28 protein-coding genes are annotated in these 26,927 nt (G+C 63.0%); 16 read left to right on the top strand and 12 right to left on the bottom strand.

Annotation, left to right across the window (positions count from 1 at the left end; all coding sequences use genetic code 11):
• Nucleotides 1-29 precede the first annotated feature (29 nt).
• The 3 genes from WHT83_RS17600 to WHT83_RS17590 all read right to left on the bottom strand — a co-directional run bounded on the left by WHT83_RS17600 (nucleotide 30) and on the right by WHT83_RS17590 (nucleotide 2,279).
• Entirely contained in the window at nucleotides 30-800 is a 771-nt protein-coding gene (locus WHT83_RS17600; protein ID WP_108607921.1) for an RES family NAD+ phosphorylase, read from the bottom strand.
• Nucleotides 760-1,140 (bottom strand): antitoxin Xre/MbcA/ParS toxin-binding domain-containing protein, encoded by a 381-nt coding sequence (locus WHT83_RS17595; protein WP_406871881.1) that lies wholly within the window; start codon nucleotides 1,138-1,140, stop codon nucleotides 760-762. The genes WHT83_RS17600 and WHT83_RS17595 overlap by 41 nt, the downstream gene beginning before the upstream one ends.
• A gap of 68 nt (nucleotides 1,141-1,208) precedes the next feature.
• Entirely contained in the window at nucleotides 1,209-2,279 is a 1,071-nt protein-coding gene (locus WHT83_RS17590; RefSeq protein ID WP_183260772.1) for a GGDEF domain-containing protein, read from the bottom strand.
• Nucleotides 2,280-2,602: 323 nt separating this feature from the next.
• Between WHT83_RS17590 and WHT83_RS17585 the strand changes: the two genes are divergently transcribed.
• From WHT83_RS17585 to WHT83_RS17570, 4 genes are all read left to right on the top strand, one after another.
• Nucleotides 2,603-3,022: a GFA family protein gene (locus tag WHT83_RS17585; RefSeq protein WP_406871880.1), complete on the top strand. Its 420-nt coding sequence runs from the start codon at nucleotides 2,603-2,605 to the stop codon at nucleotides 3,020-3,022.
• A gap of 104 nt (nucleotides 3,023-3,126) precedes the next feature.
• Nucleotides 3,127-3,924, top strand: a complete 798-nt coding sequence (locus tag WHT83_RS17580) for a class III extradiol ring-cleavage dioxygenase (RefSeq protein WP_183260777.1) — start codon at nucleotides 3,127-3,129, stop codon at nucleotides 3,922-3,924.
• Nucleotides 3,925-3,974: 50 nt separating this feature from the next.
• The gene (locus WHT83_RS17575) at nucleotides 3,975-4,334 is read left to right on the top strand and encodes a diacylglycerol kinase (protein WP_318761524.1); all 360 of its coding nucleotides are present in this window, start codon (nucleotides 3,975-3,977) and stop codon (nucleotides 4,332-4,334) included.
• Nucleotides 4,335-4,374: 40 nt separating this feature from the next.
• Nucleotides 4,375-4,965: a hemerythrin domain-containing protein gene (locus WHT83_RS17570; RefSeq protein WP_318761525.1), complete on the top strand. Its 591-nt coding sequence runs from the start codon at nucleotides 4,375-4,377 to the stop codon at nucleotides 4,963-4,965.
• Nucleotides 4,966-4,968: 3 nt separating this feature from the next.
• Here the strand turns inward: WHT83_RS17570 and WHT83_RS17565 are convergent, their stop codons facing one another.
• Entirely contained in the window at nucleotides 4,969-5,550 is a 582-nt protein-coding gene (locus WHT83_RS17565; protein WP_406871879.1) for a DedA family protein, read from the bottom strand.
• Nucleotides 5,547-5,816: a hypothetical protein gene (locus WHT83_RS17560; RefSeq protein WP_406871878.1), complete on the bottom strand. Its 270-nt coding sequence runs from the start codon at nucleotides 5,814-5,816 to the stop codon at nucleotides 5,547-5,549. Before WHT83_RS17560 ends, WHT83_RS17565 begins: the two co-directional genes overlap by 4 nt.
• Between WHT83_RS17560 and WHT83_RS17555 the strand changes: the two genes are divergently transcribed.
• Genes WHT83_RS17555 through WHT83_RS17540 form a run of 4 tightly spaced genes read left to right on the top strand, consistent with a single transcriptional unit; the run spans nucleotide 5,797 to nucleotide 9,959 of the window.
• On the top strand, nucleotides 5,797-6,507 hold the full coding sequence (locus tag WHT83_RS17555) for a DNA-3-methyladenine glycosylase I (RefSeq protein WP_406871877.1): 711 nt from the start codon (nucleotides 5,797-5,799) through the stop codon (nucleotides 6,505-6,507). The two genes, WHT83_RS17560 and WHT83_RS17555, sit on opposite strands and share 20 nt — an antisense overlap.
• A 53-nt stretch (nucleotides 6,508-6,560) precedes the next feature.
• The gene (locus tag WHT83_RS17550) at nucleotides 6,561-8,243 is read left to right on the top strand and encodes an NAD+ synthase (RefSeq protein WP_406871876.1); all 1,683 of its coding nucleotides are present in this window, start codon (nucleotides 6,561-6,563) and stop codon (nucleotides 8,241-8,243) included.
• Nucleotides 8,244-8,288: 45 nt separating this feature from the next.
• Entirely contained in the window at nucleotides 8,289-8,708 is a 420-nt protein-coding gene (locus WHT83_RS17545; RefSeq protein ID WP_406871875.1) for a GNAT family N-acetyltransferase, read from the top strand.
• A 9-nt stretch (nucleotides 8,709-8,717) separates the two neighbouring features.
• Entirely contained in the window at nucleotides 8,718-9,959 is a 1,242-nt protein-coding gene (locus tag WHT83_RS17540) for an MFS transporter (protein WP_406871874.1), read from the top strand.
• A 4-nt stretch (nucleotides 9,960-9,963) separates the two neighbouring features.
• Here the strand turns inward: WHT83_RS17540 and WHT83_RS17535 are convergent, their stop codons facing one another.
• The 3 genes from WHT83_RS17535 to WHT83_RS17525 are packed head-to-tail and all read right to left on the bottom strand — an operon-like array spanning nucleotide 9,964 to nucleotide 11,315.
• On the bottom strand, nucleotides 9,964-10,584 hold the full coding sequence (locus tag WHT83_RS17535) for an ATP-dependent Clp protease proteolytic subunit (RefSeq protein ID WP_108607933.1): 621 nt from the start codon (nucleotides 10,582-10,584) through the stop codon (nucleotides 9,964-9,966).
• Nucleotides 10,585-10,620: 36 nt separating this feature from the next.
• Nucleotides 10,621-11,004 (bottom strand): SRPBCC domain-containing protein, encoded by a 384-nt coding sequence (locus WHT83_RS17530; protein ID WP_108607934.1) that lies wholly within the window; start codon nucleotides 11,002-11,004, stop codon nucleotides 10,621-10,623.
• Complete coding sequence (locus WHT83_RS17525; protein ID WP_406871873.1) at nucleotides 11,001-11,315, bottom strand: ArsR/SmtB family transcription factor; 315 nt, start codon at nucleotides 11,313-11,315, stop codon at nucleotides 11,001-11,003. Before WHT83_RS17525 ends, WHT83_RS17530 begins: the two co-directional genes overlap by 4 nt.
• A gap of 342 nt (nucleotides 11,316-11,657) precedes the next feature.
• Between WHT83_RS17525 and WHT83_RS17520 the strand changes: the two genes are divergently transcribed.
• The gene (locus tag WHT83_RS17520) at nucleotides 11,658-13,460 is read left to right on the top strand and encodes an ABC transporter ATP-binding protein (protein ID WP_108607936.1); all 1,803 of its coding nucleotides are present in this window, start codon (nucleotides 11,658-11,660) and stop codon (nucleotides 13,458-13,460) included.
• A 160-nt stretch (nucleotides 13,461-13,620) separates the two neighbouring features.
• Entirely contained in the window at nucleotides 13,621-14,994 is a 1,374-nt protein-coding gene (gene gltX / locus WHT83_RS17515) for a glutamate--tRNA ligase (RefSeq protein ID WP_406871872.1), read from the top strand.
• Here the strand turns inward: gltX and WHT83_RS17510 are convergent.
• From WHT83_RS17510 to WHT83_RS17500, 3 genes are all read right to left on the bottom strand, one after another.
• Nucleotides 14,912-15,952, bottom strand: a complete 1,041-nt coding sequence (locus tag WHT83_RS17510; RefSeq protein WP_406871871.1) for a DUF2865 domain-containing protein — start codon at nucleotides 15,950-15,952, stop codon at nucleotides 14,912-14,914. The genes gltX and WHT83_RS17510 overlap by 83 nt on opposite strands.
• A gap of 101 nt (nucleotides 15,953-16,053) precedes the next feature.
• The gene (locus WHT83_RS17505; protein ID WP_183260799.1) at nucleotides 16,054-18,372 is read right to left on the bottom strand and encodes an NADP-dependent malic enzyme; all 2,319 of its coding nucleotides are present in this window, start codon (nucleotides 18,370-18,372) and stop codon (nucleotides 16,054-16,056) included.
• 167 nt (nucleotides 18,373-18,539) lie between these two features.
• Nucleotides 18,540-19,319: an SDR family oxidoreductase gene (locus tag WHT83_RS17500; protein ID WP_406871870.1), complete on the bottom strand. Its 780-nt coding sequence runs from the start codon at nucleotides 19,317-19,319 to the stop codon at nucleotides 18,540-18,542.
• Nucleotides 19,320-19,437: 118 nt separating this feature from the next.
• On the opposite strand from WHT83_RS17500, the gene WHT83_RS17495 reads away from it, so the two are divergent.
• Together WHT83_RS17495 and WHT83_RS17490 are read left to right on the top strand one after the other, a co-directional pair.
• Nucleotides 19,438-20,256: a UDP-2,3-diacylglucosamine diphosphatase gene (locus WHT83_RS17495; RefSeq protein ID WP_108607940.1), complete on the top strand. Its 819-nt coding sequence runs from the start codon at nucleotides 19,438-19,440 to the stop codon at nucleotides 20,254-20,256.
• Between the two features lie 308 nt (nucleotides 20,257-20,564).
• Entirely contained in the window at nucleotides 20,565-21,785 is a 1,221-nt protein-coding gene (locus WHT83_RS17490) for an MFS transporter (protein WP_183260803.1), read from the top strand.
• Here WHT83_RS17490 and dgcA read toward each other — a convergent pair.
• On the bottom strand, nucleotides 21,747-22,730 hold the full coding sequence (gene dgcA, locus WHT83_RS17485; protein ID WP_406871869.1) for an N-acetyl-D-Glu racemase DgcA: 984 nt from the start codon (nucleotides 22,728-22,730) through the stop codon (nucleotides 21,747-21,749). The two genes, WHT83_RS17490 and dgcA, sit on opposite strands and share 39 nt — an antisense overlap.
• Nucleotides 22,731-22,807: 77 nt before the next feature.
• Here dgcA and WHT83_RS17480 point away from each other — a divergent pair, with 77 nt between their 5' ends.
• From WHT83_RS17480 to WHT83_RS17465, 4 genes are all read left to right on the top strand, one after another.
• The gene (locus WHT83_RS17480) at nucleotides 22,808-23,995 is read left to right on the top strand and encodes an ABC transporter permease (protein ID WP_108607943.1); all 1,188 of its coding nucleotides are present in this window, start codon (nucleotides 22,808-22,810) and stop codon (nucleotides 23,993-23,995) included.
• Between the two features lies 1 nt (nucleotide 23,996).
• Nucleotides 23,997-24,818, top strand: a complete 822-nt coding sequence (locus tag WHT83_RS17475) for an ABC transporter ATP-binding protein (protein ID WP_108607944.1) — start codon at nucleotides 23,997-23,999, stop codon at nucleotides 24,816-24,818.
• 14 nt (nucleotides 24,819-24,832) lie between these two features.
• A complete protein-coding gene (locus WHT83_RS17470; RefSeq protein ID WP_108607945.1) occupies nucleotides 24,833-26,206 on the top strand; it encodes an MlaD family protein in 1,374 nt (457 codons plus the stop codon).
• 80 nt (nucleotides 26,207-26,286) lie between these two features.
• Nucleotides 26,287-26,886, top strand: a complete 600-nt coding sequence (locus tag WHT83_RS17465; protein ID WP_406871868.1) for an ABC-type transport auxiliary lipoprotein family protein — start codon at nucleotides 26,287-26,289, stop codon at nucleotides 26,884-26,886.
• The last annotated feature ends 41 nt before the right edge of the window (nucleotides 26,887-26,927 follow it).

The following is a 26,927-nucleotide window of genomic DNA, read 5'->3' as shown; positions in this document are numbered from 1 at the left end:
GAAGGCGCCGGTTTCGACCGGCGCCTTTTTCATTTGCGGACCCAGCGCATGTCCTTGAGACGCGGATCGCCAGCGAAGCTTTCGCGATCGAAACCGATGCGCCGCTCCGGGAATTCGCAGATTGCCTGGACGCCCGACGGCCCCAAGCGGATGCGCCATGTCTGCCGCTCGACGGGGGCCGGTTTAGAAAATGTGCGACAGGTGAGCAAGGCGAGGTTGGCGCCACCTTGGGGATCACGCACCGAGCGATAGCGGATGGCCTCGATGCCGGCCTCGCGCGCGGCGTCGGCCAGTTGCTGGCAAGCGGCATAGTCGGTCGGATGCGTCCAGGCAGGCGCATCACTTAGCAGTGGCGGCAAGGTGAGGTCGGTCACGCCGGCGGCTTTGATGCTCGCCGAGAAGGCGGTGTACTCGGCCGCGTCGCTGGGCCAGGGCGTGTCGGGCGATTCCGAAAAGAACAGCAGGCGATAGAAAGCCATTTCGGCGACGGCAGTCTGCACCTTCTCGGCGGCGTAGTAGACACCGAGCGACTTGCCGGCGCGGCGGAAGCGCGATCCGGTGGGATAGTTCGAGCCGTAGCGAAACGGCGTTGCCAGCAGATAGTGCAGCTTGCGGCATTCGACCGGCACGATCGGCTTGGTCGCCTCGACGAGTTCCTCGAGCAGTGCCTGCTCGTCGAGGTCGTCGACGAGCTTCAAGGTGGATACGCGATGCTGGGCCTCGACCAGCCGCCAGCAGCGGCCTTCGAGCGCACGCGCCTCAGACGAGAGCGCGGCGGGCGTCCAGGTAGGCAATGACATCGACGAGCCCGGATATGGTTGCGATCTTCTCGCTTGGCGTGGCGCCGAGCGCCGTGTTGTCGTTGCGTAGCCAGGCCCGAGCGACCGACTCGTCGCCACCGACTATGGCGTCGAGCGAGCGGAACAGGCGGACGAACAGGACGGCGAGTTCGAACGGCTTGCTACCGGCTTCCAGGGCGAATTCCTGCTTGCGCATCCTTGAAACCGTGGCCTCTGAGACGCCGATGACGGCGGAGAGGGCCTTGGCGGTGATGCCCAGCATGTCGGCGGCGCGCAACGTCGCCTTGGTGATGACGGTGCTTTGTGTGGCCGATGGCGCTGGATTTTGATGGCTTCGCATTGGTCTTTCCATTTCTCTGGAAAATATAGTCCATCAAAATTCATATGGAAAGGCCTTTGACGAAGCGATCAGTCCTTCTTGTACAGCATCCAGTTCTTGCCCTGGCGCTCGGCGATCGTCGAATAACGGGTGACGCGATTGCGGCCGATCAGCTTGGAACGGTAGAGCGCGCGGTCTGCCTTGGCGTAGAGGTCTTCCGCGCTTTCGGCATCAGAGGCCATGCAAACGCCCATTGAAACCGTCACCTGGCCGCAGTTGACGCCGGGCTGGATTTCCTTGAGTTGCGTCTGCGCAACCAGCAGGCGAACCCGATCGGCGATCTCGAAGGTGGCTTCCTCGGTGGTGCCCTCGACGATCAGCGCGAACTCCTCGCCGCCGGTGCGGGCAACGAACATGTCGCGATGGACGCTCGACTGGAAGATGTCGGCGATGATCCGCAGGATCTTGTCGCCGACGGGATGGCCGTGCCGGTCATTGATGTCCTTGAAACGATCGATGTCGGCGAGGATCAGGGCACTGAACAGGATGCCCTTGTTGTCGTTGTAGATCCTGGCGATCCTTCGGTCGAAGGCGCGGCGATTCCAGATATGGGTAAGAGGGTCGGTGTCGGCGAGCTTCTTGTACTCTTCGAGCTTCGACTTGACGCTCTCGAGTTCGCTCGACTTGTCGCCGAGCGTGCTCGCCACCTGCTTGCCGTGATCTATGGTCGAGGCGGTGGCGACGGACATGACGCCGACGATCTTCTGCAGCAGTTCCTGCGACATCGCCGTGCGGCTGTTCAACCCGCTGGACGTTTCGTCGAGCACCTTGCCGTAGCGTTCCAGATGGCTTCGCTCGTTCCGGAGCAGGCTGGCGACGCCTTCAAGCTCACGCGCCAGAATATCGCGTGCGTGTTCGACGATGCCCTGGCCATGATTCTGGGCGAAGAACTTCCGGCCGATGAGGTCCAACTGGTCCTGGGTCGGACGATTGCCGAGTGCGATGACTTCGAGGCTGAGCGCCGGGTTGGTGCCGGTCAGCGCTTCATAGAAGATCTCGTAGTTGCGCGGCAGGCCGATGACTCCCATCTGGGCCATCGTCGCCACGACACTGCTCGCAATATCATTGCCTCGGTCTGTCGGGGCGGCTGCAGAATGCATGTATGTCCCGTTTCAGTTGGCCAAACGGTCGCTTCCATGCCGGCAAAGCGCTGGCGGGCGACCGGTCGGGGGGCGAGCGGCGAGATGAGAGTGCTTGCAACGACGCAGGTCCCCTCTGCGCTCATCACTTCTATCGACCTCTAATTTAGGCTGGCTAAGGTTTCCTTAATTTGCAGCGATGTTGCGTTCATTTTTCTACCACAGGGTGTATTTTCCTGCCGGCGGATGCCGCCAAGACCTCGGCAGCATGTTCGATGTCGCAAACTCTCACGCATCGCCTCTTGTTCAGGACCAATCTGGATGTGGCCATGGAGGAGCAGGAAATGGACAAGTCGAACAAAGGGTCATGCCTGTGCGGGGCCGTGCGGTTTACTACGACGGGCCTGCTGCGCGGTGTGGTCTATTGCCATTGCAGCCAATGCCGGAAGCAGAGCGGGCATTTTTATGCGGCGACCAGCGTTGCCGATGGTGAACTGGAGGTACAGGGCAGCGAGCACATCACCTGGTATGCGGCCTCGGATTTCGCCCGGCGCGGCTTCTGTAGCCGTTGCGGGTCGCTGCTGTTCTGGAAGGCGCATAGCGAGCCGGACATCTCGATCATGGCGGGCTTGTTCGACGCCGCCGACGGGCTTGTCGGTTCCTGCCACATCTTCGTCGGCCAGAAGGCCGCCTATTACGAGATCAATGATGGCTTGCCCCGATATGAGCGATCGTCTCCGGAGGTTGCGATCGCAGCTGATTGAACAGTCGCGCCCCTGCCGTTCACAATAGGTGAACGCTTCGTCGCTCGGCGGAGGTCTGCTCGAAGCGGCCTGCGAGGCGTATATCTGGAGCAAGGAGAAAGAAAATGAACTCGTTGCCCACACTCTTCATCTCGCATGGCGGCCCGGACATCGTTTTGGCCGACACGCCGGCGCGCCATTATCTCGAAACCGTCTCGGACCTGATGCCGAAGCCGAAGGCGATCGTCGTCGTTTCGGCGCATTTCGAGACCGACGGTGTCGCGGTGGTGACCGATCCCAAGCCCGGCATGATCTATGACTTCGGCGGCTTTGCCCCGGAACTCTACAAGATGGTCTATCCCGCCGCGGGCGAACCGGCACTGGCGACGAAGGTTTTCGGCATGCTCGAGGCTGCCGGTCTGAAACCGCACACCTATGAGAAGCGCGGCTATGACCACGGCACCTGGACGCCGATGAAACTTGCCTTCCCCGATGCCGACATTCCGATCGTGCAGGTGTCGATCGATCCGAACCGTGACGCAGCCTGGCACTATGCCATCGGCAAGGCGCTGGCGCCGTTGCGTGAAGAAGGTGTGCTGCTGATTGGCTCGGGTCACGTCACCCACAATCTGCGCGCCTATTTCTCGACGCTGAGGCACGGTGCTGAGGCCGACCCCGTGCTGGCCGGCAAGGTGAAGGCCTTCACCGATTGGTTCGCCGAAAAGCTTGTGTCGGGCGACACCGATGCGATCCTCCATTGGAAGCAAAAGGCACCGTATCCGTCGGAGAACCATCCCACCGACGAGCATCTGATGCCGATCTTCTTTGCCTATGGGGCGGCAGGCGAGGGCGCAAAAGGGCGTCGCGTGCACGATTCGGTCGATCATGGCTTCTTTGCCAACGATTCCTATCTGTTCGACTGATCGCCGAGCGGCTAAATGATGCCCCTTCGATTGAGCTGAAAGGGCATTTCATGGATCGGCTGGTCAAGGCTTTCCAGAATTCGGTGCGGGCGTTCTCGCGGTTGATCCGCACCGAAGCGGCATTCCAGCAGGAGATCATGCTGCTGGTTGCAGCACTGCCGCTCGGCTGGTTCGTGGCCGCGACCTGGAGCGGCTATGCGCTACTGATCGGCTCGATCCTTTTCCTGATCACCGTCGAGGTGCTCAACACCGGCATCGAGGCGACTTGCGATGCGGTCAGCCGCGAGTTCAATATCGACATCCAGCTTGCCAAGGACTGCGGTTCGCTCGCCGTGCTGATCTCGATCGTGATCGTGCTCGGCGTCTGGAGCTTCGCGATTGTCGAGCGTCTGCTCGGCCTTCCGATCTGAGGAAAGCATACCCATATGTCGGTTACCAAAGGAGACCGACATGGCCGACCAAGCCGATATACATCATCTCGAAACGCGCGCAGGCTTGCCGGATGATCTGCGCTGGCTGGTCGAAAAGTACCCGCGGGAGGATTGGCAGGCCCACGACAACGTGCACGGCATGGCGTCGATGTGGCTACAGCGCCACGACATGTTCCGCGAACTGGGCGGTACGCTGACCGGCGGCATCGGCGACTATCGCGAGGGCAGGCTGGATGCGCAGGGCTTTGCGCGCTGGTTCGCACCACGCCTCAACTACTTTCTCGGCAATCTCGACGGGCACCACAATGTCGAGGATCACCACTATTTCCCTGTTTTCGCCAATGCCGAGAAACGCCTGAAGCGCGGCTTCGAGATCCTCGACGCCGACCATCACCTGATCCACGAGGCATTGGAACGCAATGCGGAGACGGCAAGCGCCTTTCTTCGTGCGCTCAAGGAAAGCGAAGACAGGCAGCGCTTTGCGGCGGATGCCTATGCCGACGAGAATGCGCGGCTGGTGGCCATGCTGACCCGGCATCTCGACGATGAGGAAGACCTGATCATTCCACTGATCCTGGATCGCGGCGACCGCGAACTCGGTATCGGCTGAAGCCTATTCGCGCGGTTCCTTTTTCGCGACATGACGGGCGAGCAGCCAGGCGGCGACGGCCACTGCCACGCCGATGGCAAGCCCGATCAGCAGGCGCTGGTGTCCTTTGAGTGCATCGCCGATGATGTGTTCGGCACCGAGGCCGAAGACATATCCCAGACTGACGAACAGCGCTGCCCAGACAAGCGCGGACAGCGCGTTCAACGCAAGGAAGACGACAACGGGAATGCGCGACAGTCCGGCGGCGATGCCGCCGGCCAGCCGCATGCCGTAGATATAGCGGTTGGCCAGAACAAAGAGATTCGGATGGGACTGCACCATCCGGTAGGCGTGGCTGAAGCCCGGCCGTCGCCGCAGCAATCGTACCCACTTGTGGTTCGAGAAACGGCGTCCCAGCACGAAAAACAGCGTGTCGCCGAGAAAGGCGCCGGCCGACGCCGTGGCAAAGGCCTGCCAAGGTGCGAATATCTCCTGATGGGCAAAAAAGCCGCCGAGGACGGCAACGCTTTCGCCCTCGGCCATGCAGCCGATGAACACCGCCAACAGCCCGAAGCGTTCGACGAGGTTATGAATCGTGTCGATCATGGAGCAGGCGGCTCTCCGGTGACGGGAGCAACAATGCGCCGGACAGGTTTGGCGACTGCGCGGCTCCCGTCGCGCAGCAGGATGATCTCCCGGAAACGGATCTCGTCGAGCTTTTCGTGCGGAGCCATGATTTCTATTTCGGCCTTGTGGGTGACGGCACGGTGAAGGCGCCTGCTTGGCAGCCGCAAATCCATATAAGAAGATATTCGCAGGCGGCGCCAGAATCCGGGCGAGGAGGAAACAACGATGAACTTTGCCAAGATCATGGCGCGGGCTGCCGAACGCAAGGGCGGCGAGGCGGTGCTCAAATCATTGCTTGGCCCGGCCGCCGACAATGCAGCACTCGCCAAAATCACTGACGACCGCATCCTCGCCACCATGGCCGAGCGGGTCTTCGCCGCCGGTTTCGTGTGGCGGGTCATCGAACAGAAATGGCCCGGATTCGAGGAAGCCTTCCTGGGCTTCGAGCCGAAGCGGCTGTTGTTCCAGCCCGACGATTTCTGGCACGAGCTGGCTTCGGACAAGCGCATCGTGCGCAATCCACAGAAAATCCGCTCGGTGCGCGACAATGCGGCCTTCGTCGAGCACGTATCGAAGGAGCATGGCGGCTTCGGCAACTTCCTGGCTGCCTGGCCTGTCGACGACCAGGTTGGGCTCACCGCCTATCTTGGCAAGCACGGCAGCCGTCTCGGCGGCAATACCGGGCGCTACCTGTTGCGCTGGCTGGGGTGGGACACGTTCATCCTGTCGCAGGATATGATCCTGGCGCTGCGGGATGCGGGTCTCGATATCGGCGAAGCGGCGACGTCGAAGAAAGATTTGGCCAAGGTGCAGGCCCAGATCAACGAATGGGCGGCGGCGACCAAGCTGCCGCGAGCGCATATCTCGCGCATCCTGTCGATGTCGATCGGGGTCAACCACTCGGCCGACGAACTCCGCTCCTATATGGGCGAATGATGGTCCAATCGATCGCCATTGCCCCCCACCGATACGCAGGCTAAATCGCTGACATGACGAAAAAATCGATCCCCGACGTCCTCCGCATCGCTGTTGCCCAGCTCAACCCGACGGTAGGCGACATCGCAGGCAATCTCGCCAAGGCGCGCGAGGCACGCGCCGATGCGGCGCGCCAGGGTGCCGATCTCGTGCTGTTCACCGAACTGTTCCTGGCTGGTTATCCGCCGGAAGACCTGGTGCTCAAGCCGGCCTTCCTCGCGGCTTGCGAGCGTGCGGCCGAGGATTTCGCCAAGGACACCGCCGACAACGGCCCCGGAGTCATCATCGGGGTGCCGCTCAAGCGCAAGAGCGGCGTGCATAATGCGATCATCGTCGCAGATGGCGGCAAGGTCATTGCCGAGCGTTTCAAGGTGGATCTGCCCAACTACGGCGAATTCGACGAGAAGCGCGTTTTCCAGGCCGGTCCCGACATGCCCGGGCCGGTCAATTTCCGCGGCGTGCGCCTGGGCATCCCGATCTGCGAGGACATCTGGGGCGAACTCGGTGTCTGCGAGACGCTGGCCGAAAGCGGTGCCGAGATCCTGCTCGTGCCGAACGGCTCGCCCTACTACCGCGCCAAGATGGATGTGCGCCACCAGGTGGCGATCCGCCAGGTGATCGAGAGCGGCCTGCCGCTGCTCTACGCCAATCAACTCGGGGGCCAGGACGAGCTGGTGTTCGACGGCGCTTCCTTTGCCATCAATGCCGACCATTCGCTGGCGTTCCAGATGAGCCAGTTCGAAGAGACGGTGGCTATGACGCTGTGGCGGCGTGGCGACGAAGGCTGGGCCTGCGTCGAAGGCCCGATGTCGAAGATCCCCGAACGGGAAGAGGCCGATTATCGCGCCTGCATGCTGGGTCTGCGCGACTACGTCAACAAGAACGGGTTCAAGAACGTCGTGCTTGGCCTGTCGGGCGGCATCGATTCGGCGATCTGTGCAGCGCTCGCCGTCGATGCGCTCGGCGAGGAGCGTCTGCGGGCGATCATGATGCCTTACCGCTACACCTCGAGCGATTCGCTGAAGGACGCCGAGGACTGCGCGCGGGCGCTCGGCTGCCGTTATGACATCGTGCCGATCCACGAGCCTGTCGACGGGTTTTCGCACGCGCTGACGCAGCTTTTCGAAGGCACCAAGGAAGGTATCACCGAGGAAAACCTGCAGAGCCGCGCCCGCGGTACCATCCTGATGGCCGTGTCCAACAAGTTCGGCTCGATGGTGGTGACGACGGGCAACAAGAGCGAGATGTCGGTCGGCTATGCCACGCTGTATGGCGACATGAATGGCGGTTTCAACCCGATCAAGGACCTCTACAAGATGCAGGTCTATGCGCTGTCGCGCTGGCGCAACAGCCAGGTGCCGCCGGGCGCGTTCGGGCCTTCGGGCATCGTCATCCCTGAAAATATCATCGACAAGGCGCCTTCCGCCGAACTGCGTCCCAACCAGACCGACCAGGATTCGCTGCCGCCCTATCCCGTGCTCGACGACATCCTGGAGTGCCTGGTCGAGAACGAGATGGGGGTCGACGAGATCGTGGCGCGCGGCCACGACCGCGACACTGTCCACCGCATCGAACACCTGCTCTACATCGCCGAATACAAGCGGCGGCAGGCGGCACCAGGCGTGAAGATCACCAAGAAGAACTTTGGCCGCGACCGGCGCTACCCGATCACAAATCGATTCAGGGATCGCGGGTAAGCCACTGAACGTGAATTGAAAACCACCAGAAGACCGGAGGGGTTCATGGCTGAGGTCGAGATCAGTTTCGATGCGTTGCGCATCGACTTCGACAAGACCTCCGAGGTCATCAAGGCGAGCTACTGGGGCGAGGGCCGAACCGACGAGATTCATCGCCGGGCCTTTGCCAACTCGCTCTGCCTGGGCGCCTATGTCGATGGCGAGCAGGTGGGGTTCGCGCGCGTCGTTACTGACTATGCCTGCTTCGCCTATGTCGCCGACGTCATCGTCTGGCCCGACCGGCGGGGGCTTGGCATCGGCAAGAAGCTGATCCAGGCTCTTCTCGATCATCCCGAACTTGCCAGCGTGACCGGGTTTTCGCTGCGAACTTCAGACGCGCACAGCCTCTACGAAAAATTCGGCTTCGAGGTTTCGAACGACGGCATGTATATGCGCCTGGCGCGGCAGCCGGCCACTCACGAATAGACTGAGCACGTGACTTACATAGCCTTCGTCCGAGACAACCCGCGCTGGCTGGCCGGCGGTTTTTTGCTCACCTTCTTTTCGACCTTCGGCATGACATCGTTCGTCGCGCTGTCGGCCGGCGACATCCGCCGCGACTACGGGCTGTCGCATGGCGAATTCGGCACGCTCTACATGTTCGCCACACTGGCCAGCGCCTTGAGCCTGCCGTATCTCGGCCAGATCGTCGACCGCCACAGCGTGCGGAACGTGGCGCTGTTCATCGTTCCGATGCTGGCGCTCGCGAGCGCGTCGATGGCGCTGTCGCAGCACCTCGTGATGTTGTTCGTGGCCATCTATCTGCTGCGCCTGTTTGGCCAAGGCATGATGGTGCATGCCGCCTACACGGCGACCGCGCGCTGGTTTTCGGCGCAAAGGGGACGAGCGCTTTCGACCGTCATTCTCGGCCACAACGCCGGCGACGCCTTCCTGCCGATGGGTTTTGTGCTGATCTCCGCTGCGGTTGGTTGGCGCAACGGCTGGCTGCTTTCGGCAGCGGTGCTGGCGCTTGTCGCCGTGCCGGCAGTTGCCTTTCTGGTTGCCACGGACCGCAAGCCGCGCTCATCGGACCCCGTGGCGCGCCGGGTCGATGCGCGCGACTGGACGCGCGCCGAGGTCGTCCGCGATCCGATCTTCTACGTGTTGCTGCTTGGCGTCATGGCGCCGGGCCTGATCGTGACGACCTTGTTCTTCCACCAGGTCTATCTGGTGGAGCTGCGGGGCTGGTCGCTCGAGGTCTTCGCTTCGTCCTATCTGGTGACGGCGGTGGTCAATACCGCATTCACGCTGGTGGTCGGCCAACTCATCGACCGCTTTTCCGGCGTGTCGCTGCTGCCTTTCGTGTTGCTGCCGCTGGGGTTCGCCTGCCTGTTTCTGGGCGTCGTCGAAGCGCAGTGGAGTGCCTTCGGCTTCATGGCGCTGCTCGGCGTTTCGAACGGCTTGTCGACGACGCTGTTCGGCGCCGTGTGGCCCGAGGTCTACGGCCTGAAGCACCTCGGTTCGATCAGGGCACTGATCGTGGCCGCCGGGGTGCTCGCCTCTGCAATCGGACCGGGTTTGACCGGATTCCTGATCGACGGCGGCGTGAGCTATCCCGGCCAGATCTTGGCGATGGGTTTTTACTGCTTCGCCGTTTCATTCGTCCTGTTGCTGGCTTCGCGCCGAGTTCGCGCGCGGAGCCATGTCCAGGCTGCGCCTGCTGCGGCCTCAGTGTAACCAGCTACTTCCCGGAAATGCCTTCCACGATTTCGCGGCGGTCATAGACGTGGTCGACGATGCCCCAATCCCTGGCTTCCTCCGCCGTGAAGAAAAAGTCGCGGTCGAGCACGCGTGTCACTTCCTCCTCCGTGCGTCCGCAATGTTCTGCGTAGAGCCTGGTCATGCGCCGCTTGAGCTTGAGAATGTCCTCGGCATGGCGCTCGATGTCGGAGGCCTGGCCGCGGAAGCCACCGGAGGGCTGGTGCAGGATCACGCTGGCATTGGGAAGCGCGATGCGCCGGCCGGGTGCGCCGGCCATCAGCAGGAACGAGCCCATCGAGCCGGCCGTGCCCATGCACAAAGTTGAAACAGGGCAGCGGATGAACTGCATCGTGTCGTAGATGGCAAAACCGCTGGTCACCACGCCGCCGGGCGAGTTGATGTAGAACGAGATTTCGCGGTTCGGGTTTTCCGACTCGAGAAACAGCAGCTGCGCGCAGATGAGCGACGCCGAATTGTCGTCGACCTCGCCGTTGAGGAAAACGATCCGTTCGCGCAGCAGTCGGGAAAAGATGTCGAAGGAGCGCTCGCCGCGGGGCGACTGTTCGACGACCATGGGGACGAGTTGCATCGTGTCGCGCATGCGCGAGATTCCTTTCATCGATGGAGTTTTTTGAACTTAGGCGGCTGCGCGCATCAGGGGCGGGCTGTTTGAATTCGCCGGCGCAGCGATGGTTCTCACGGGGTCGACGCTATGAGTGAGTCGGAACCGTGTGCCGCCGTCCGGTTGTGCTTCGAGATCGAAGGTGACGTAGGTCTCGGGCTCGCTCACCGTGGCATCGTTCCAGGCGTAACGTACGCGCGAGAAGGGTAGGGCCTCGATGATGCGATAGGCGGGGCCGGTCGTGTCCGCGGTGACCTTGTCCGCCGCCGGCACGTCGAGCCAGGTTGCGACGAATTCCGGCACCGTCAGCGCGCGCCAGACCTTTTCCGGCGTGGCTTCCAACTCGCATTCGACGACGATGGTGTCCTCGTTCGATTCCTGCCGCTGGGTGTCCGTCATTGGTCCATCTCCTTGAGCAGCGTCTTCAGTCGCTCGACGCGATCCGGCCAGAAGCCGCGATAGCGGGTGAGCCAGTCGAAGAGCGGCCGCAGACCGTCGGGGTTGACGCTGTAGTTCACGTGCCTGCCGGCACGCGCTTCCTTGATCAGCCCGGCGCGGCGCAGCACGGCGATGTGCTGCGAAATCGCCGGCTGCGAAATCTCCAGCCCTTCGCGCAACTCCGTCGCGTTTTTCTCTCCCGCGGTCAGCCGATCGAGAACGGCACGGCGGGTGGGATCGGACAGGGCGCGGAATACGTCAGATTCGTTCATGGATTTGAGATAAGCATGTACTTATCTGTTGCGCAAGTGGGGACCGATTTCAGCCCTTGTTCTGGCACAACAGGCTTCGGTCCAGACCGGGACTTGGCGAAGCAACGATGCTCGGCTATAAGCAACTCCTTCGCGGCCACTAACAGGGAGGTCTGAATGCCAGAACATGACATGTCCTCCCGAGGTTCGAACCGAGGTCGTTGACCTCGCGAACCGCCCTCGGCGTCTTTTGTTCCCGACGCCGCCGTACCGCGACTTCCTGATTCCATAAGAATTATTCGTCGCGCCTTTTGCACTTCATTCTATTGGGATGGCGTCGGTTTTCGGCGCCTCGATGACATCATGGCTCGTTTTCGTATCGACCTGCGCGGCGGCGCCTTCCGCAGCGTTCTGGGATTCACTTTCAGGCACTGGAAGCACCAACCGGTGCGGCTTGTCCTCATCTCGGCTGCCGTGCTCGTTTCGACGATGGCCGACGTGCTGACGCCGCTCTATTCGGGTCGGCTGATCGACGCCGTTGCCAGCGGTGCCGCGACCGACGCGGTGGCGTGGGATGCGGCCTTGGCGGCGTTCTTCACGCTGCTGGCGCTGGCCTCGGGTTCGCTGGTATTCCGCCACATCGCGTTTGCCGGCATCATCGAGCTGACGCTCAAGATGATGTCGGACATCGCTCACGACGCATTCCACCGCGTCCAGCGCTTTTCGACTGACTGGCATGCCAACAGCTTCGCCGGCTCAACGGTGCGCAAGGTGACGCGCGGCATGTGGGCGCTCGACCTGCTCAACGACACGCTGCTGGTGGCACTGCTGCCGTCCATCGTGATGCTGCTGGGATCGACCATCCTGCTGGGTTGGCACTGGCCGATGATGGGCCTGATCATCGCCGCAGGCTCGCTGATCTTCATCGCGCAGACGGTGGTGATGTCGCTCGGCTTCGTCGCTCCTGCCGCAAGCCTTGCCAACAGCTGGGACACACGGCTTGGCGGCTCGCTCGCCGATGCCGTCAGCTGCAACTCGGTGGTCAAGGCGTTCGGCGCCGAAGAGCGCGAGGAAGGCCGGCTCGCCAAGGTGATCGCCAAGTGGCGCCACCGCACGGCGAGGACCTGGATGCGCGGCACGATCAACGGCACGTCGCAGAACGTCACCCTGGTTCTGCTGCGCGCCGCGATCATCGGCTTTGCGTTGATGCTGTGGGCCGGCGGGCAGGCCAGTGCTGGCGACATCGCCTTCGTGCTGACCTCGTTCTTCCTGCTGCAGGGTTATCTGCGCGACGTTGGCATGCACATCCGCAACCTGCAGCGCTCGGTCAACGACATGGAGGAACTGGTCGACATCCAGGGCCAGCCGCTCGGCGTCGCCGACCGGCCCGGCGCCAGGCCGATCCAGATCCGCGACGGCGGCATCGAGTTCGAGAACGTGACGTTCCACTACGGCACCCACGCGCTGCCGCTGTACCGGGACTTCTCGGTGTCGATCAAGCCGGGCGAACGTGTCGGCCTTGTCGGTCACTCGGGTTCGGGCAAGACGACGTTCGTCAAGCTGATCCAACGTCTGTACGACGTTGGCAGCGGCCGGATCGTGATCGATGGGCAGGATATCGCCAATACGACGCAGTCCTCGCTGCGGTCGCAACTGGCGATTGTCCAGCAGGAGCCGATCCTGTTCCACCGGTCGCTGGCCGAGAACATTGCCTATGCCCGGCCCGGCGCGACGCAGGCTGAGATCGAACACGCGGCGAAACTCGCCAGCGCGCATGATTTCATCCAGCGCCTGCCCAAGGGCTATGGCACGCTGGTCGGCGAACGCGGCGTCAAGCTGTCGGGCGGCGAACGCCAGCGTGTGGCAATCGCACGGGCATTCCTGGCGGATGCACCGGTCCTGATTCTCGATGAGGCGACGTCCAGCCTCGATTCGGAGTCGGAGGTGCTGATCCAGGAGGCGATGGAGCGGTTGATGGTCGGACGCACGACGCTGGTCATCGCGCATCGGCTGTCGACGGTGCGGGCGCTTGACCGGCTGCTCGTCTTCGATCGGGGCGAGATCGTCGAGGAGGGCAGGCACGAGGCACTGGTTCGCCTCGACGGCGGCATCTACCGCCGGCTGTTCGAACGCCAGGCGCTGGAGCTGACGAAAGGCCTAGTCTGATCTTGTAAGGGCCGCGAGATGATCGCGGCCCTTACTTCGTTGGCAAACAGATGTAGCCCCATTGGTCAGCTTCCATTCGGGGCAATCTTGCATTATCTCTGAAACAGAGGTGCGGGGGCGCCGTCTTGTCAACGCAAAAGCCTTCCGCTACGCCCCGATCATGACAGTTACAGTTCGCTTCGCACCTTCGCCCACCGGACGCATCCACATCGGCAATGCGCGCACGGCCCTGTTCAATTGGCTGTTCGCGCTCAAGCACAAGGGGCGTTTCGTCCAGCGCTTCGACGATACCGATGTCGAGCGCTCGCGCCAGGAATTCGCAGATTCGATCCTCTACGATTTGCACTGGCTCGGCATCTTTCCCGACCAGACCGAATACCAGTCGCGCCGTTTCGCCAGCTATGATGCGGCTGTCGACAGGCTCAAGGCGGCCGGCGTGCTCTATCCCTGCTACGAAACGACGGAAGAGCTCGATCTGCGCCGCAAGGTACGGCGCACGCGCGGTTTGCCGCCAGTCTACGGGCGCGAGGCGCTGAAACTTACCGATGCCGAACGCGCATCCTATGAGCATGACGGGCGCAAGCCGCACTGGCGCTTCCTGCTGCCCAACTTTGCCTCCGACCCGTTCGAGACCGAGCGCACCGAAATCCACTGGAACGATATCGTGCGCGGAGAGGAGACCGTCGACCTGGCGTCCCTCTCCGATCCGGTCTTGGTGCGCGAGGACGGCACTTATCTCTACACGCTGCCGTCGGTGGTCGACGACATCGAAATGGAGATCACCCACGTCATTCGTGGTGACGATCACGTCACCAACACCGGCGTTCAGATTGCGATCTTCCGCGCGCTGGGCGCCGAGCCGCCGGCATTCGGCCACCACAACCTGCTGACCACGGCGTCGGGCGAGGGGCTGTCCAAGCGCACCGGTGCGCTGTCGATCGAAAGCTTGCGCGACAGCGGCATCGAGCCGATGTCGGTTGCCTCGCTCGCCGTGCTTGTCGGCACGTCGGAGAATGTCACGGCGGTGCCGAGTCTTGCCGAACTCGCCGAGAAATTCGATCCGGCCGCGACCTCCAAGTCGGCTTCCAAGTTCGATCCCGATGAGCTGGTCGTGCTCAACCGGTCGCTCCTGCACCACATGTCGTTCGACGAGGTGCGCGACCGCCTGATGGTGCTCGGCGTCAGCGGCCAACATGCCGAAGCGTTCTGGATGGCCGTGCGCGGCAATCTCGACCGGCTGTCTGATGCTGTCTCCTGGTGGAAGATCCTGCGCGAGGGGCCGCAGCCGGCGGCTGAGATCGCCGACGAGGATCGCGAGTTCGTCGGACAGGCATTCGACCTGCTGCCGGAAGAGCCATGGGACGGCAATGTCTGGAAGGACTGGACGGCCAAGGTGAAGAAGGCGACCGGCCGCAAGGGCAAGGCGCTCTTCATGCCACTGCGGCTTGCCCTTACCGGGTTGGAGTCGGGCCCGGAACTCGCAGATCTGTTGCCGCTGGTGGGGCGGGAAGGAACGCTGGCCCGACGGCCCTGACCTTTCGGTCCGGGTCAGGCGGCGCTCTGGGCGTGATCGGGAGCGGCGCCTCGTATTCTTGGGCGGGTTTGGCGGCCTTGGGCACGGCGCGTCCTTCGCCGGCGACGACGGAAAAGTTGCTGTTCAGGCTGACATTGCAGCCGCACGCCGGCACGCGTGGCAAATCCACCCGCTTGTAGCGATAGGCGGTCTCCAGATTGTCGTAAGGCTGGCCGGAGCGTGCGGAAACCATGCTTTCCCCAGGCTGGCCGGTATTGCGGTGATAGAACAGCTCGATGTCGGTGCCCGGGCAGCTCGCTTCGCAGTTCTTTTCGTCGCGCTGGAAATCCGACAATTCGGCAGCATTCGACATCGGAAAGAAGTAGCCGTCGCAGGTCCGCACGCAGAGCGTACGGTATTCACCCGTTCCTTGTTGCTGGTTGCGGCCGATCACGATGCGCTGCGGGTAGCGCTCGTCGGCATCGAGGCTTTGGGAACTGCCGCCGCGAATGATCGTGACCCCGCCCTCGTCCTCGCCTGGCTCGGCGCTGAGCGTCGCGTCTTCCTCTTCGCCGGGCTGGTCGTAGCAACCAGCCCGTTCGAGTGCGTCGAGGATGCGGATCCGCTCTGCGCGGGCATTCCGGTTGGGAAGTATCGCCGGCCTGCTTTCCAGCTTGCCGAGATTGTCTTCCATCCTGGCGATTCGGGCATTGAGGTCGGCGCAAGCGGCAACCATGTCGGCTGCAATGGCCCGTCCGCAGCCGAGGTCGGCTGCTCTGATACGGGCCAGATCGATCTGGTCGCGCTGAGTGTTTGCGGCGACGGCGAATTCGTCCGACTGGACGAAGCTGCCGCTCGTCTGGGCGCGCAGGCCGGCCAGTTCCGCCTCGAGCTGAAGACATTGCGGCGAAGCGGCCAAGGCGGCTGAGGTAACGATCATCGACAAGGCGGCAGCCAGCGCATTCGCCGGCCACCTCATTGCCCTTGTCGTCGTGCCGCGCCCGAACATGCCGCTCCCTGGAAGGATCGACTCAACCTAGCGCCAGCGAGGTTAACCGTTTGTTTGGAAACGGCGAACCTTCAGCTGGCGGCATGCGCCCGCTGCGAGGCCTCGACCACCGCAAGAGCCGTCATGTTGACGATGCCGCGCGAGGTGACGGACGGCGTCAAAATGTGGGCCGGCTGGGCGGTGCCGAGCAGGATCGGGCCGACATGCAGTGCGTCCAGCATCGTCTTGACCGTGGTCAGCGCGATGTTGGCGGCGTCGAGATTGGGGAAGACCAGAAGGTTGGCTTCGCCCTTGAGCGTCGAGTGCGGGTAGACGCGCTGGCGCAGCACTTCCGACAGCGCGGAATCGCCGTGCATTTCGCCGTCGCTGGCGAGTTCCGGTGCAATGCGCTTCAGGATCGCGGCTGCCTGCCGCATCTTCTGCGCACTTTGCGAATCGCGTGAGCCGAAATTCGAATGCGAAAGCAGTGCCGCCTTTGGCTCGATGCCGAAGCGGCGGATCTCGTCGGCTGCAAGCATCGTCATCTCGGCGATCTCTTCGGCGCTCGGGTCGACCGTCACATAGGTGTCGGTGAAGAACAGGACGCCGCGCTGCGAGATCAGCATGGAAAGCGCCGACAGGTCGCGGTCCTTGACGCCGTCCCGGGCGCCGACGATCAGCGTGACGTTGCGCAGGTGACGTTCGAAACGGCCTTCCAGCCCGCAGATCATGGCGTCGGCATCGCCACGCTTCAGCGCAATGGATGCAATGACCGTATTGTTGGTTCGCACCATGGTGCGTGCTGCCTCCGGCGTGATGCCCTGGCGGCCGCCGAGATCGATCAGGTGGTCGACATAGTGGCGATAGCGCGGATCATCCTCGGGATTGATGACCTCGAAGTCGATGCCGGGACGAATGCGAAGGCCATAGCGCTTGAGGCGGACCTCGATGACATGCGGACGACCGATCAGGATCGGCTTGGCAAGGCTTTCCTCCAGCACCACCTGGGCGGCGCGCAGCACGCGCTCGTCCTCGCCGTCGGCATAGATCACCCGATTGGCCGTTGCCTGCTTGGCGTTGGAGAAGATCGGCTTCATCACCAGCCCGGAGCGGAAGACGAAGCGGCTGAGTTTTTCGACATAGGCGGTGAAATCGGTGATCGGGCGAGTGGCCACGCCGGTGTCGCAGGCGGCCTTGGCGACGGCAGGCGCAATGCGCAGGATCAGCCGTGGATCGAAGGGCGAGGGGATCAGGAAGTCGGGGCCGAAGGTCGGCGTCTCGCCGGAATAGGCGCGCGCGGCGACATCCGACGGCTCCTCGCGTGCAAGGGCGGCGATCGCGCGCACGGCGGCCATCTTCATCTCTTCGTTGATCGCGCTTGCGCCGCAGTCGAGCGCGCCGCGGAAGATGTAGGGGAAGCACAGCACGTTGTTGACCTGGTTCGGGAAGTCCGAACGGCCGGTGCAGATCATGGCGTCCGGCCGTGCGGCACGTGCCTCCTCAGGCATGATCTCGGGTTTGGGGTTGGCAAGCGCAAGGATCAGCGGCTTTTCGGCCATCTGGCTGAGCAATTCCGGCTTCAGCACGCCGGCGGCGGACAGGCCCAGGAACACGTCGGCGCCGCCGATGACGTCGGCCAGCACGCGGGCATTGGTGTCCTTGACGTAAGGGTCCTTCCAGCGGTCCATTTCCTCGGTGCGGCCCTTGTGGGCGACGCCGAAGCGGTCGGTGACCCAGATGTTCTCGACCAGGGCGCCGAGCGACACCAGCAGGTTGAGACAGGCGAGGGCGGCTGCACCTGCGCCTGACGTCACGATCTTGACGTCCTCGATCTTCTTGCCGGCGAGTTCCAGGCCGTTGAGCACCGCCGCTGCAACGATGATTGCCGTGCCGTGTTGGTCGTCGTGGAAGACCGGAATGCGCATCTTCGCTTTCAGGCGTTCCTCGACGTCGAAGCATTCGGGTGCCTTGATGTCCTCGAGGTTGATGCCGCCGAAGGTCGGCTCGAGCGCCGAGATGGTGTTGACCATCTGGTCGATCTCGGGCGCGTCGATCTCGATGTCGAAGACGTCGATGCCGGCAAATTTCTTGAACAGGACGGCCTTGCCCTCCATCACCGGCTTCGACGCCAGCGGGCCGATATTGCCAAGGCCGAGGACCGCCGTGCCGTTGGAGATGACGGCCACCAGATTGGCGCGGCCGGTGTAGTCGGCGGCGGTCTCGGGGTCGTCCCTGATGGCAAGGCACGGTGCTGCGACGCCGGGGGAGTAGGCAAGCGCCAGATCGCGCTGGTTGCCGAGCGGCTTGGTCGCCTGGATTTCGAGCTTTCCCGGGACGGGGTGCTTGTGGAAAAAGAGCGCGGCCTGATCGAGATCGGAGAGCGCTTCCTTCTTCTTGTTGTCCCCGGCCATCTCTAACTCCTTTAGAATCCGCATCAAAGGCCGTTCTTAGCACGACGGCCGCATATTTCGAGGTGTCAATGCCAAAACGGCGTTGAAGTACTTTCAAGCGCCGGAACGGAAATCATTCCAGCGGCTTGGCGCCAGGTGTTGAGATGCTGAGTCAGCTTCTCCGGGGGTCAGAACGAGCTGACATACAGTCCGCCGTCGACGGGAATGTTCTGGCCGGTCATGTATCCGGCGTGAACCGAGCACAGGAAGGCGCAAATCTGGCCGAATTCTTCCGGCGTGCCAAGCCTGCCGGCCGGCACTTCGGCGCTCAGCCGGGCGCGGCGTGCGGCCCCCTGAACAGGATCCTCGACGCTGCCCGGTTCGTGCGGGCCGCGCAGGCGGTCGGTGTCGAGCTTGCCCGGCAACATGTTGTTGATGGTGACGTTGCGGTTCGCCACGGTGCGCGCCACGCCTGCCAGGAATGCCGTGAGGCCGGCGCGTGCGCCCGAGGAAAGGTCGAGGCCGGGAATCGGCGTGTAGACCGAAAGCGAGGTGATGTTGACGATACGGCCGAAACCGCGTTCGGCCATGCCGTCGATCACCGCTTTGATCAGTTCGATCGGCGTGACCATGTTGTTGGTCACGCCTTCGAGGATCTTTGCGCGGTCGAGTTCGCGAAAATCGCGATAGGGCGGGCCGCCATTGTTGTTGACCAGGATGTCGGGAGACGGGCAGGCGGCGAGCAGCGCCTTCTGCACCTCGGGGTCGGACACGTCGCCGGCGATTTCGGTGACGGTCACGCCGAAGCGCTGGCGGATTTCCGTCGCGGTGCGGCTGAGCGCGCCTGCATCGCGGCCGTTGAGGAAGAGTTCGCATCCCGCTTCGGCCAATGTGATGGCGCATCCCTTGCCGAGTCCGCGGCTTGACGCGCAGACGATAGCCTTCTTGCCCCGTATGCCGAGATCCATGAGTCCGTCTCCTGTAGGTGATGCGCCACCCTAGGACTGCCGGCAGGCGACTGCAACCGTCATACGTCTGTTGCATGAATCTGGGCATAGCCAGCGCGACAGCAACGGGTGAAATGCCATGTCAGGCACCAGCACACGCAGTTTCCGAACGCTCTTCATCTCCGATGTCCATCTGGGCTCGAAGGGTGCGAAGGCCGACTATCTGATCGACTTCCTGCGACATCACGAAGCGGAGTCCATCTTCCTGGTCGGCGACATCGTCGATGGCTGGCGCCTGCGCCGCTCCTGGCATTGGCCGCAGACCCACAACGATGTGGTGCAGAAACTGCTGCGCCAGGCACGCAAGGGCACTGCTATCACCTACATCGCCGGCAACCATGACGAGTTCGCCCGCATGTTCCAGGGCGTGCATTTCGGCGGCATCGTCGTCGCCGACCGCGCCATCCATGAAGCCGCCGATGGCAAGCGCTTCCTGGTGATCCATGGCGACCAGTTCGATGCCGTGGTGCAGAATGCGCGCTGGCTCGCCTATCTCGGCGACTTCGCCTACGACGCGGCCATGGCGACGAACCGGCTCGTGGCGCGCTTCCGCCGCACTTTCGGCATGCCCTACTGGTCGTTCTCGTCCTGGGCCAAGGTCAAGGTCAAGAAGGCGGTGAACTTCATCGGCGCCTTCCAGGACGTGCTGACCGAAGAGGCCAGGCGTTCCGAGGTCGATGGCGTCATCTGCGGCCACATTCACCACCCGGCGATCGAGAATTTCGACGGCATCCAGTACATCAACACTGGCGACTGGGTGGAAAACTGCACGGCCGTTGCCGAGAATTTCGACGGCACCTTCGTCATCCTGCGCTGGCCGCATGTGCTGGCAGGGCAGTTGGTGAACGAGCCCTTCGTGCCGATGGTCGTCGACCAGCGCGTCGACAAGGCTGCCTGAACGGAACAACACACATGTGTCATTCAAGACATGCTTCCCGCAACCGGCGGGAAGGGCCAGGCCATGCGCCCATGATCGAGCCAACGCAATCGGTCCCCGAGCGGGCGTGGCGTCTCGGCGTCCATGATCGCCCTGCGGATGCCCGAACGACAACGCGGCTTGGCCGGCAAGGACCAATCGGCGTGGCCCAACCCCAGGGCGGCATGGCGAACCGGGCCGCTTTCGCCTCCCGGATAGCCATGGTATTGGATCAGGCAAATCGGTGAGGCTTGCTAGGTTCGGGTCTGCACCCGGACCGCATACCTGCCATGACACTTCCGCCTCTCACGCCAGAACAGCAGGTCAAGCCGCAGCGCTTCGAGCTGCGCATATCGCTGCTTTTCGCGGCCCTGTTCGTGCCGATGGGCGTGCACCTGCCGTATTTCCCGCTCTGGCTCGAAGCCAAGGGGTTCGATCCCGAACAGATCGCCATCATCCTTTCGGCGCCGATGTTCCTGCGCGTCATCACCACCCCGTTGATCGCGGCGATGGCCGACCGGGCCAAGGACCGCGCCAACGTCTTCATCTTCCTTGCCGCTTCAGCGCTGTTGCTTTCGCTCGGCTATTTCCTCGAGCCGGCCTATCTCATCGTCCTGGCCGTCTCGCTGGCGCTTGCGGTGGTCTGGACGCCACATTCGCCGATCGCCGATTCGCTGGCGCTGTCTGGCGTTCGCCGCTACGGCTCCGATTATGCGGCGATGCGTATCTGGGGCTCGATCGCCTTTCTCGCCGGCAGCCTGGGCGCAGGGTTCATCCTGTCATGGACAGGCGCCGATGCGGTTCCGGCAATCATTTCGATCGGACTGCTCGGCTGCTTCCTGATGTCGTTCATCACGCCTCGCCTGGGCAGGCCGAGGCGGGCTTCCCCGCTGTCGGCAACCGACATGCAGCAGGCGCCGAAGCTCTTAAACCGCTATTTTCTGCTGATGGCCGGCGGCACCGGCGTCATCATCGGCAGTCACGGCTTTCTCTACGGTTTCGTGTCGATCTACTGGAAATCCCTCGGCATCAACGAAACCATCGTCGGATTGCTGTGGAGCTGGGGGGTGGCGGCAGAGATCGTCATGTTCATGTTCTTCACCCGGCTGTTCGGTTCCAGATCGACGGCGCTGGTGCTCGTACTTGCCGGCGCCGGCGCGATCGTCCGCTGGGTTGCATATCCCCTGATCTGGCCGCTCGGACTTGGCGTGCCGGGCTTCTTTGCAGTCCAGACCTTGCACGCCGTATCGACCGCCCTGGTGCTGATCGGTGTGCAGAAGCTGATCGCCGAAACGGTTCCCGAAGAGCGCACCGGTGCGGCACAAGGCGTCGCCTACTTCACCAACGGCATGTCGATGGCGATCGTGACGCTGCTTTCCGGTCCGCTCTACGAGCGCTTTGGCGTCAATGGCTTCTTTTTCATGGCCGGCGTAGCGGCTTGCGCCATCGTCCTAGTGGTGCTGGCTTCGCGCTCAGCCCCAGAGCGCGGACCGGGGCGGAGACACCATTGAGCCCTCGTAGATAAGCCCCGGCGAGCGGTCGCGCGCCAGCAGCAGCGCGCCATCGAGATCGACGAAATCGGCATCCTGGGCAAGCAGCACGGCCGGCGCCATGGCGAGCGAGGTGCCAACCATGCAGCCGACCATCACCTGGAAACCGAGTGTACGGGCCCGGTCGCGCAGTTCGAGCGCCGCCGTCAGGCCGCCCGACTTGTCGAGCTTGATGTTGACGGCGTCATAGAGGCCCTCGAGCCTGTCGAGATCTCCAGCACTATGGACGCTTTCGTCGGCGCAGATCGGTACAGGATGCGCAATTCGGGCCAGGATCTGGTCAGCACCGGCGGGCAGCGGCTGTTCGATCAGCGCGATGCCCAATTCCGCGGCTGCAGCCAGGTTTTCGGCGATGTTGGCGTCCGTCCAGCCTTCGTTGGCGTCGAGGATGATGCGGCTTTGAGGTGCGGCTTCGGTCACCGCGCGGATGCGGGCAATGTCGCCGTCGCCGCCGATCTTGACCTTGAGCAACGGGCGCATGGCGTTGGCTCGTGCCTGTGCTGCCATCGCGTCGGGCTCGCCGAGGGAAAGCGTGTACGCGGTCTCAAGTGCGCGGGGCGACGCCAGGCCGAGCCTTGAGGCAACAGCGATGCCGCTCGTCTTTGCCTCGAGGTCCCATAGGGCACAGTCGATGGTGTTGCGGGCGGCACCTGCCTGCATCAGGCCGAGCAGATCGGTGCGAGAGGCGCCTTCCTCGACCGCCCGCCGTGCCTGCTCGATTGCCTCGCGGACGCTTGCCATGGTCTCGCCATAGCGCTTGTAGGGCACGCATTCGCCCCGGCCGATGAAGCCTGATTCGGCGATTGTGCAGGTGAAGACCTCGGCTTCGGTCTTGGAACCACGCGAGATCGTGAACGTTCCGGCGATGGGGAAGCGCTCATCTTCGACCGAAAGGACACGCACCATGAAAATCTGCTCCGTTCAACTGCTTGTCAGGGTTACGAAAATCGACAGGCAGCAGCCGACACGTTAAGTAGGGTGCCATGTTGACCATCGGCAAACGGGAAGCAAGCGGCGGGGCAGCCGACGGCCGAGATCACCGACCGCAGGTTGCTGTGGCGGAGCGCGAAGGCGTGCTCGCTTGCGTCTTCACCGGCATCTGGACCACCCGCACCGTAGCCCTTGTCGACGCCGAAATGCGCACGCTCGAAGCCCGCAAGGGATTTGTAGCATTGGCGCTTGATCTGTCCGGCATCGAAAAGATGGACACCGCCGGCGCCTGGGTCATCGACAGGCTGGTTTTCGCCAACGAGAAAAGAGGTGTCGAGGTCAAGATGGAAGGCCGCAGCGAAGCGGCCAACGTCCTGCTCGATGCCGTTGGCGAGGCCGTGCGGCGCGACGGCGATTCGGCTGCTGAGGTCCAGCCCAACATTCTTATCCGCATGCTCGAGGCGATGGGCCGGCGTGTCTACGAGATGCGCGACGATTTCCTGTCCTCGATGAACATCCTGGGCGCGACCATCCGCGGCGCCCAGATGAAGCTCGGGCGCGGTCATGCCGTCAACCCTGCGGCCATCTTCAGCCAGATCGACCGCATGGGCGTCGGCGCGATCCCGGTCGTGCTGCTGATGTCGGGCATCGTCGGCGCCATCGTCGCCCAGCAGGGCGCGTTCCAGCTCAGCTATTTCGGCGCCGATATCTTCGTCGTCGACCTGATCGGCGTGCTGGTGCTGCGCGAACTCGGCGTGCTGATGACGGCGATCATGATCGCCGGCCGCTCGGGCAGCGCGATCACTGCGGAAATCGGCTCGATGAAGATGCGCGAGGAGGTCGATGCGCTGACCGTCATCGGCCTCAACCCAATCGGCGTGCTGGTGTTTCCACGATTGGTGGCGCTGGTGATTGCGCTGCCGTGCCTTTCGATCCTTGCCAATTTCGCGGCCCTTGGCGGCGGCATGGCCACCGCATGGTTCTACTCGGACATTCCGCCGGCAGCCTTCATCGACCGCCTGCGGGTGGCGATCGACCTCAGCACTATATTTGCCGGTTTGATCAAGGCGCCGTTCATGGCCATCATCATCGGCACCATCGCTTCCGTCGAAGGCATGAAAGTCGGCGGCAGTGCGGAATCGCTCGGGCGCCACGTCACCGCGTCGGTGGTCAAGGCCATCTTCGTCGTCATCATCCTCGATGGCCTGTTCGCCATGTTCTACGCAGCGATCAATTTCTGACATGGCCAGCCGGACAAAGACCATTCAATCGGAAGGCCAGAGCCTGAATGGCCGGGGCGAGGTCTTGCTGTCGGTGCGGGACCTGACGGTTGCCTTCGAAGAGAAGGTGATCCTCGACAAGCTCGACCTGGACATCAAACGCGGCGAAATCCTCGGCTTCGTCGGTGCGTCCGGTTCGGGCAAATCGGTGCTGTTGCGGACCATACTCGGCCTGATCCGCAAGCGCTCCGGCACGATCAATCTGTTCGGCGTCGATCTCGAGACCGCGAGCGAGGAAGAACGGCTCAGGATCGACATGCGGCTCGGCGTGTTGTTCCAGCACGGCGCGCTGTTTTCGGCGCTGACCGTGCTTGAGAACGTCCAGGTGCCGATGCGCGAATATCTCGACCTGCCGAGAAAGCTGATGAATGAGCTTGCCATGCTGAAGGTCGAGCTGGTCGGCCTGCCGCCGGATGCCGCGAGCAAATATCCGTCCGAGCTTTCCGGCGGCATGATCAAACGCGCCGCACTGGCGCGGGCTCTGGCACTGGACCCCGATATCGTCTTTCTCGACGAGCCGACATCCGGTCTCGATCCCATCGGTGCCGCCGAGTTCGACGAGCTGGTCGCCAAGATGCGCGATACGATGGGCCTGACCGTCTACATGGTGACGCACGATCTCGACAGCCTGTTTTCGGTATGCGACCGGGTCGCCGTGCTCGGCAACAAGAAGGTGCTGGTCGAAGGCACGATCGCGGACATGCTGAAGAGCGAAGAACCATGGGTACGGTCGTATTTCCGCGGAAAACGCGCGCGGCAACTTGATCTTGCCGCAAGGGCATAGAATGGAATGATGTGATGGAGACCAGGGCCAACTACGTCATCGTCGGTATCTTCACGCTGTTTGCGATCTTGGCCGCTTTTGCTTTCGTCTATTGGACGGCTGCGATCGGCGAGCGTGGCGAGACCGCAACGCTGCGCGTGCGCATACCCGGCTCGGCCTCGGGTCTCGCCAGGGGCAGCTTCGTGCTGTTCAACGGCGTCAAGGTCGGCGACGTCCGCCGCGTCTATCTCGACGTCAGCAATCCCCAGGTGGCGATTGCCGACGCGGAGATCGACAGGCTGACGCCGATCACGCAGTCGACGCAGGCGGATATCGGCCTTGCAGGCCTGACCGGGCAAGCCAACATCGAGCTCAAGGGCGCCAACATCAAGGAACCCAATCTGCTCGACAAGGCCGAAGCTGATGGCACTGTTGCCGAGATCGTCGCCAATCCGTCCGCTGTCACCAACCTGCTGCAAACGGCGCAGGACATTTTCAAGCGCGCCGACACCGTGCTGAACAATCTCGAAGGCTTCACCAACGACGTCCGCGGCCCGCTTACCGCAACCGTCGGCAATGCCCAGAAGTTTTCGGAGTCTCTGGCTCGGAATGCCGACGGCGTCGACAAGTTCCTGGCCAGCGTGAGCGCGCTCTCGGAACAGCTTTCCACCGTTTCTGGCAAGCTTGACGGCACCATCGAGGCGGCGGAAGGGCTGCTCAAGTCGGTCGACCGCGACAAGGTGAAGAACATTGTCGCCAGTGTCGACACTTTCACCAAGAACCTCAGCGCCCAGAGCGACCAGATCGACGACATCGTCAAGGGCGTCAACACCACCGTCGCCTCGATCAACGACTTCGCCCAAAAGACACAGCAGACCCTGAGCAAGGTCGACGGCGTGCTCGAAGGGGTGGATGCCGCGAGCGTCAAGGAGTCCCTCGACAACATTCGCAAGGCCAGCGAGAACGCCAACAAGGCAGCGGCCGATGTCGCCAAGGTCACTGACAAATTCGGCGATCGCGCCGACGACATCGATCAGATCGTCTCGGACGCCAAGCAACTGGCGTCCCGCCTCAACCAGGCTTCCGTCCGCGTCGACGGCGTGCTCGCCAAGGTCGACAAGCTGCTGGGCTCGGGCGAGGCCGAAGGCGTGATGTCCGATGCGAGCGCGACGCTGAAGGCGTTCAAGCAGGTTGCCGATACGCTCAATGCGCGTCTCGGCACGATCACGGACGGGCTCGCCCGCTTTTCGGGCCAGGGCCTGCGCGACGTCGAATCGCTTGTCCAGGACAGCCGTCGCTCGATCACCCGCATCGAGCAGGCGATCTCCGACCTGGAGCGCAATCCGCAGCGCATCATCACCGGAGGCGAGGGCACCGTGCGTGAATTCGACGGACGGGTGCGTCGTTGACATCGTTTGCCTGCCGCACCATGAAGTTGCTTGAGGGTGGTTCGCGCAAGGTGCGAGTGAGTCGTATCCGGGGACAGCATGTGAAGTCTGCTAGATCTACATTGCTGCTTGCTGCAGCGGCGCTGACGCTGTCCGGCTGCGCCTCGCTGTTCGTCAGCACACCGCCGCCGCTGGACACCTACGAACTGACGGCGCCTTCGGTGACGGGCCGCAGCGGTTCGAGCCGCCGCCAGATCCTGATTGCCGAACCCTCGGCGCTCAAGTCGCTCGACGGACAGAGCATCGTCATCAAGCCGTCGCCCGGCTCGATCCAGTTCCTCAAGGGCGCGCAGTGGTCCGACCGGCTGCCGCGCATCTTGCAGGCGAGGCTTGCCGAGACCTTCCAGCGTGCCGGCGGCTATGTCGGCATAGGCAAACCGGGCGAGGGGCTGGCGATCGACTATCAGGTCATCGTCGAGGTCCGCAGCTTCGAGATCAAGGTCGGTGGCGCTGCCCAGGCCGAGGTCGAGCTGTTCGTCAGGTTGCTGAACGACCGCAACGGCCAGGTTCGCGCCTCGCGCGTCTTCAACGCTACAGCGCCGGTTTCCGGCGCCGGCAATGACGCCTATGTTGCCGCCCTCGACGCTGCCTTCGGCCAAGCGGCTGCCGACATCGTCAAGTGGACCGAAGGCCTGATCTGAAAAGGGGAGCAAGGGAGTAGGTCGGCAGGGCCGTAAGGGCC

The organism is Aminobacter sp. P9b (genome assembly GCF_045345995.1).
Lineage (GTDB): Bacteria > Pseudomonadota > Alphaproteobacteria > Rhizobiales > Rhizobiaceae > Aminobacter > Aminobacter niigataensis.
Note: the sequence above shows the minus strand (reverse complement) of the source record. Positions and strands in the feature narration are given on the sequence as shown.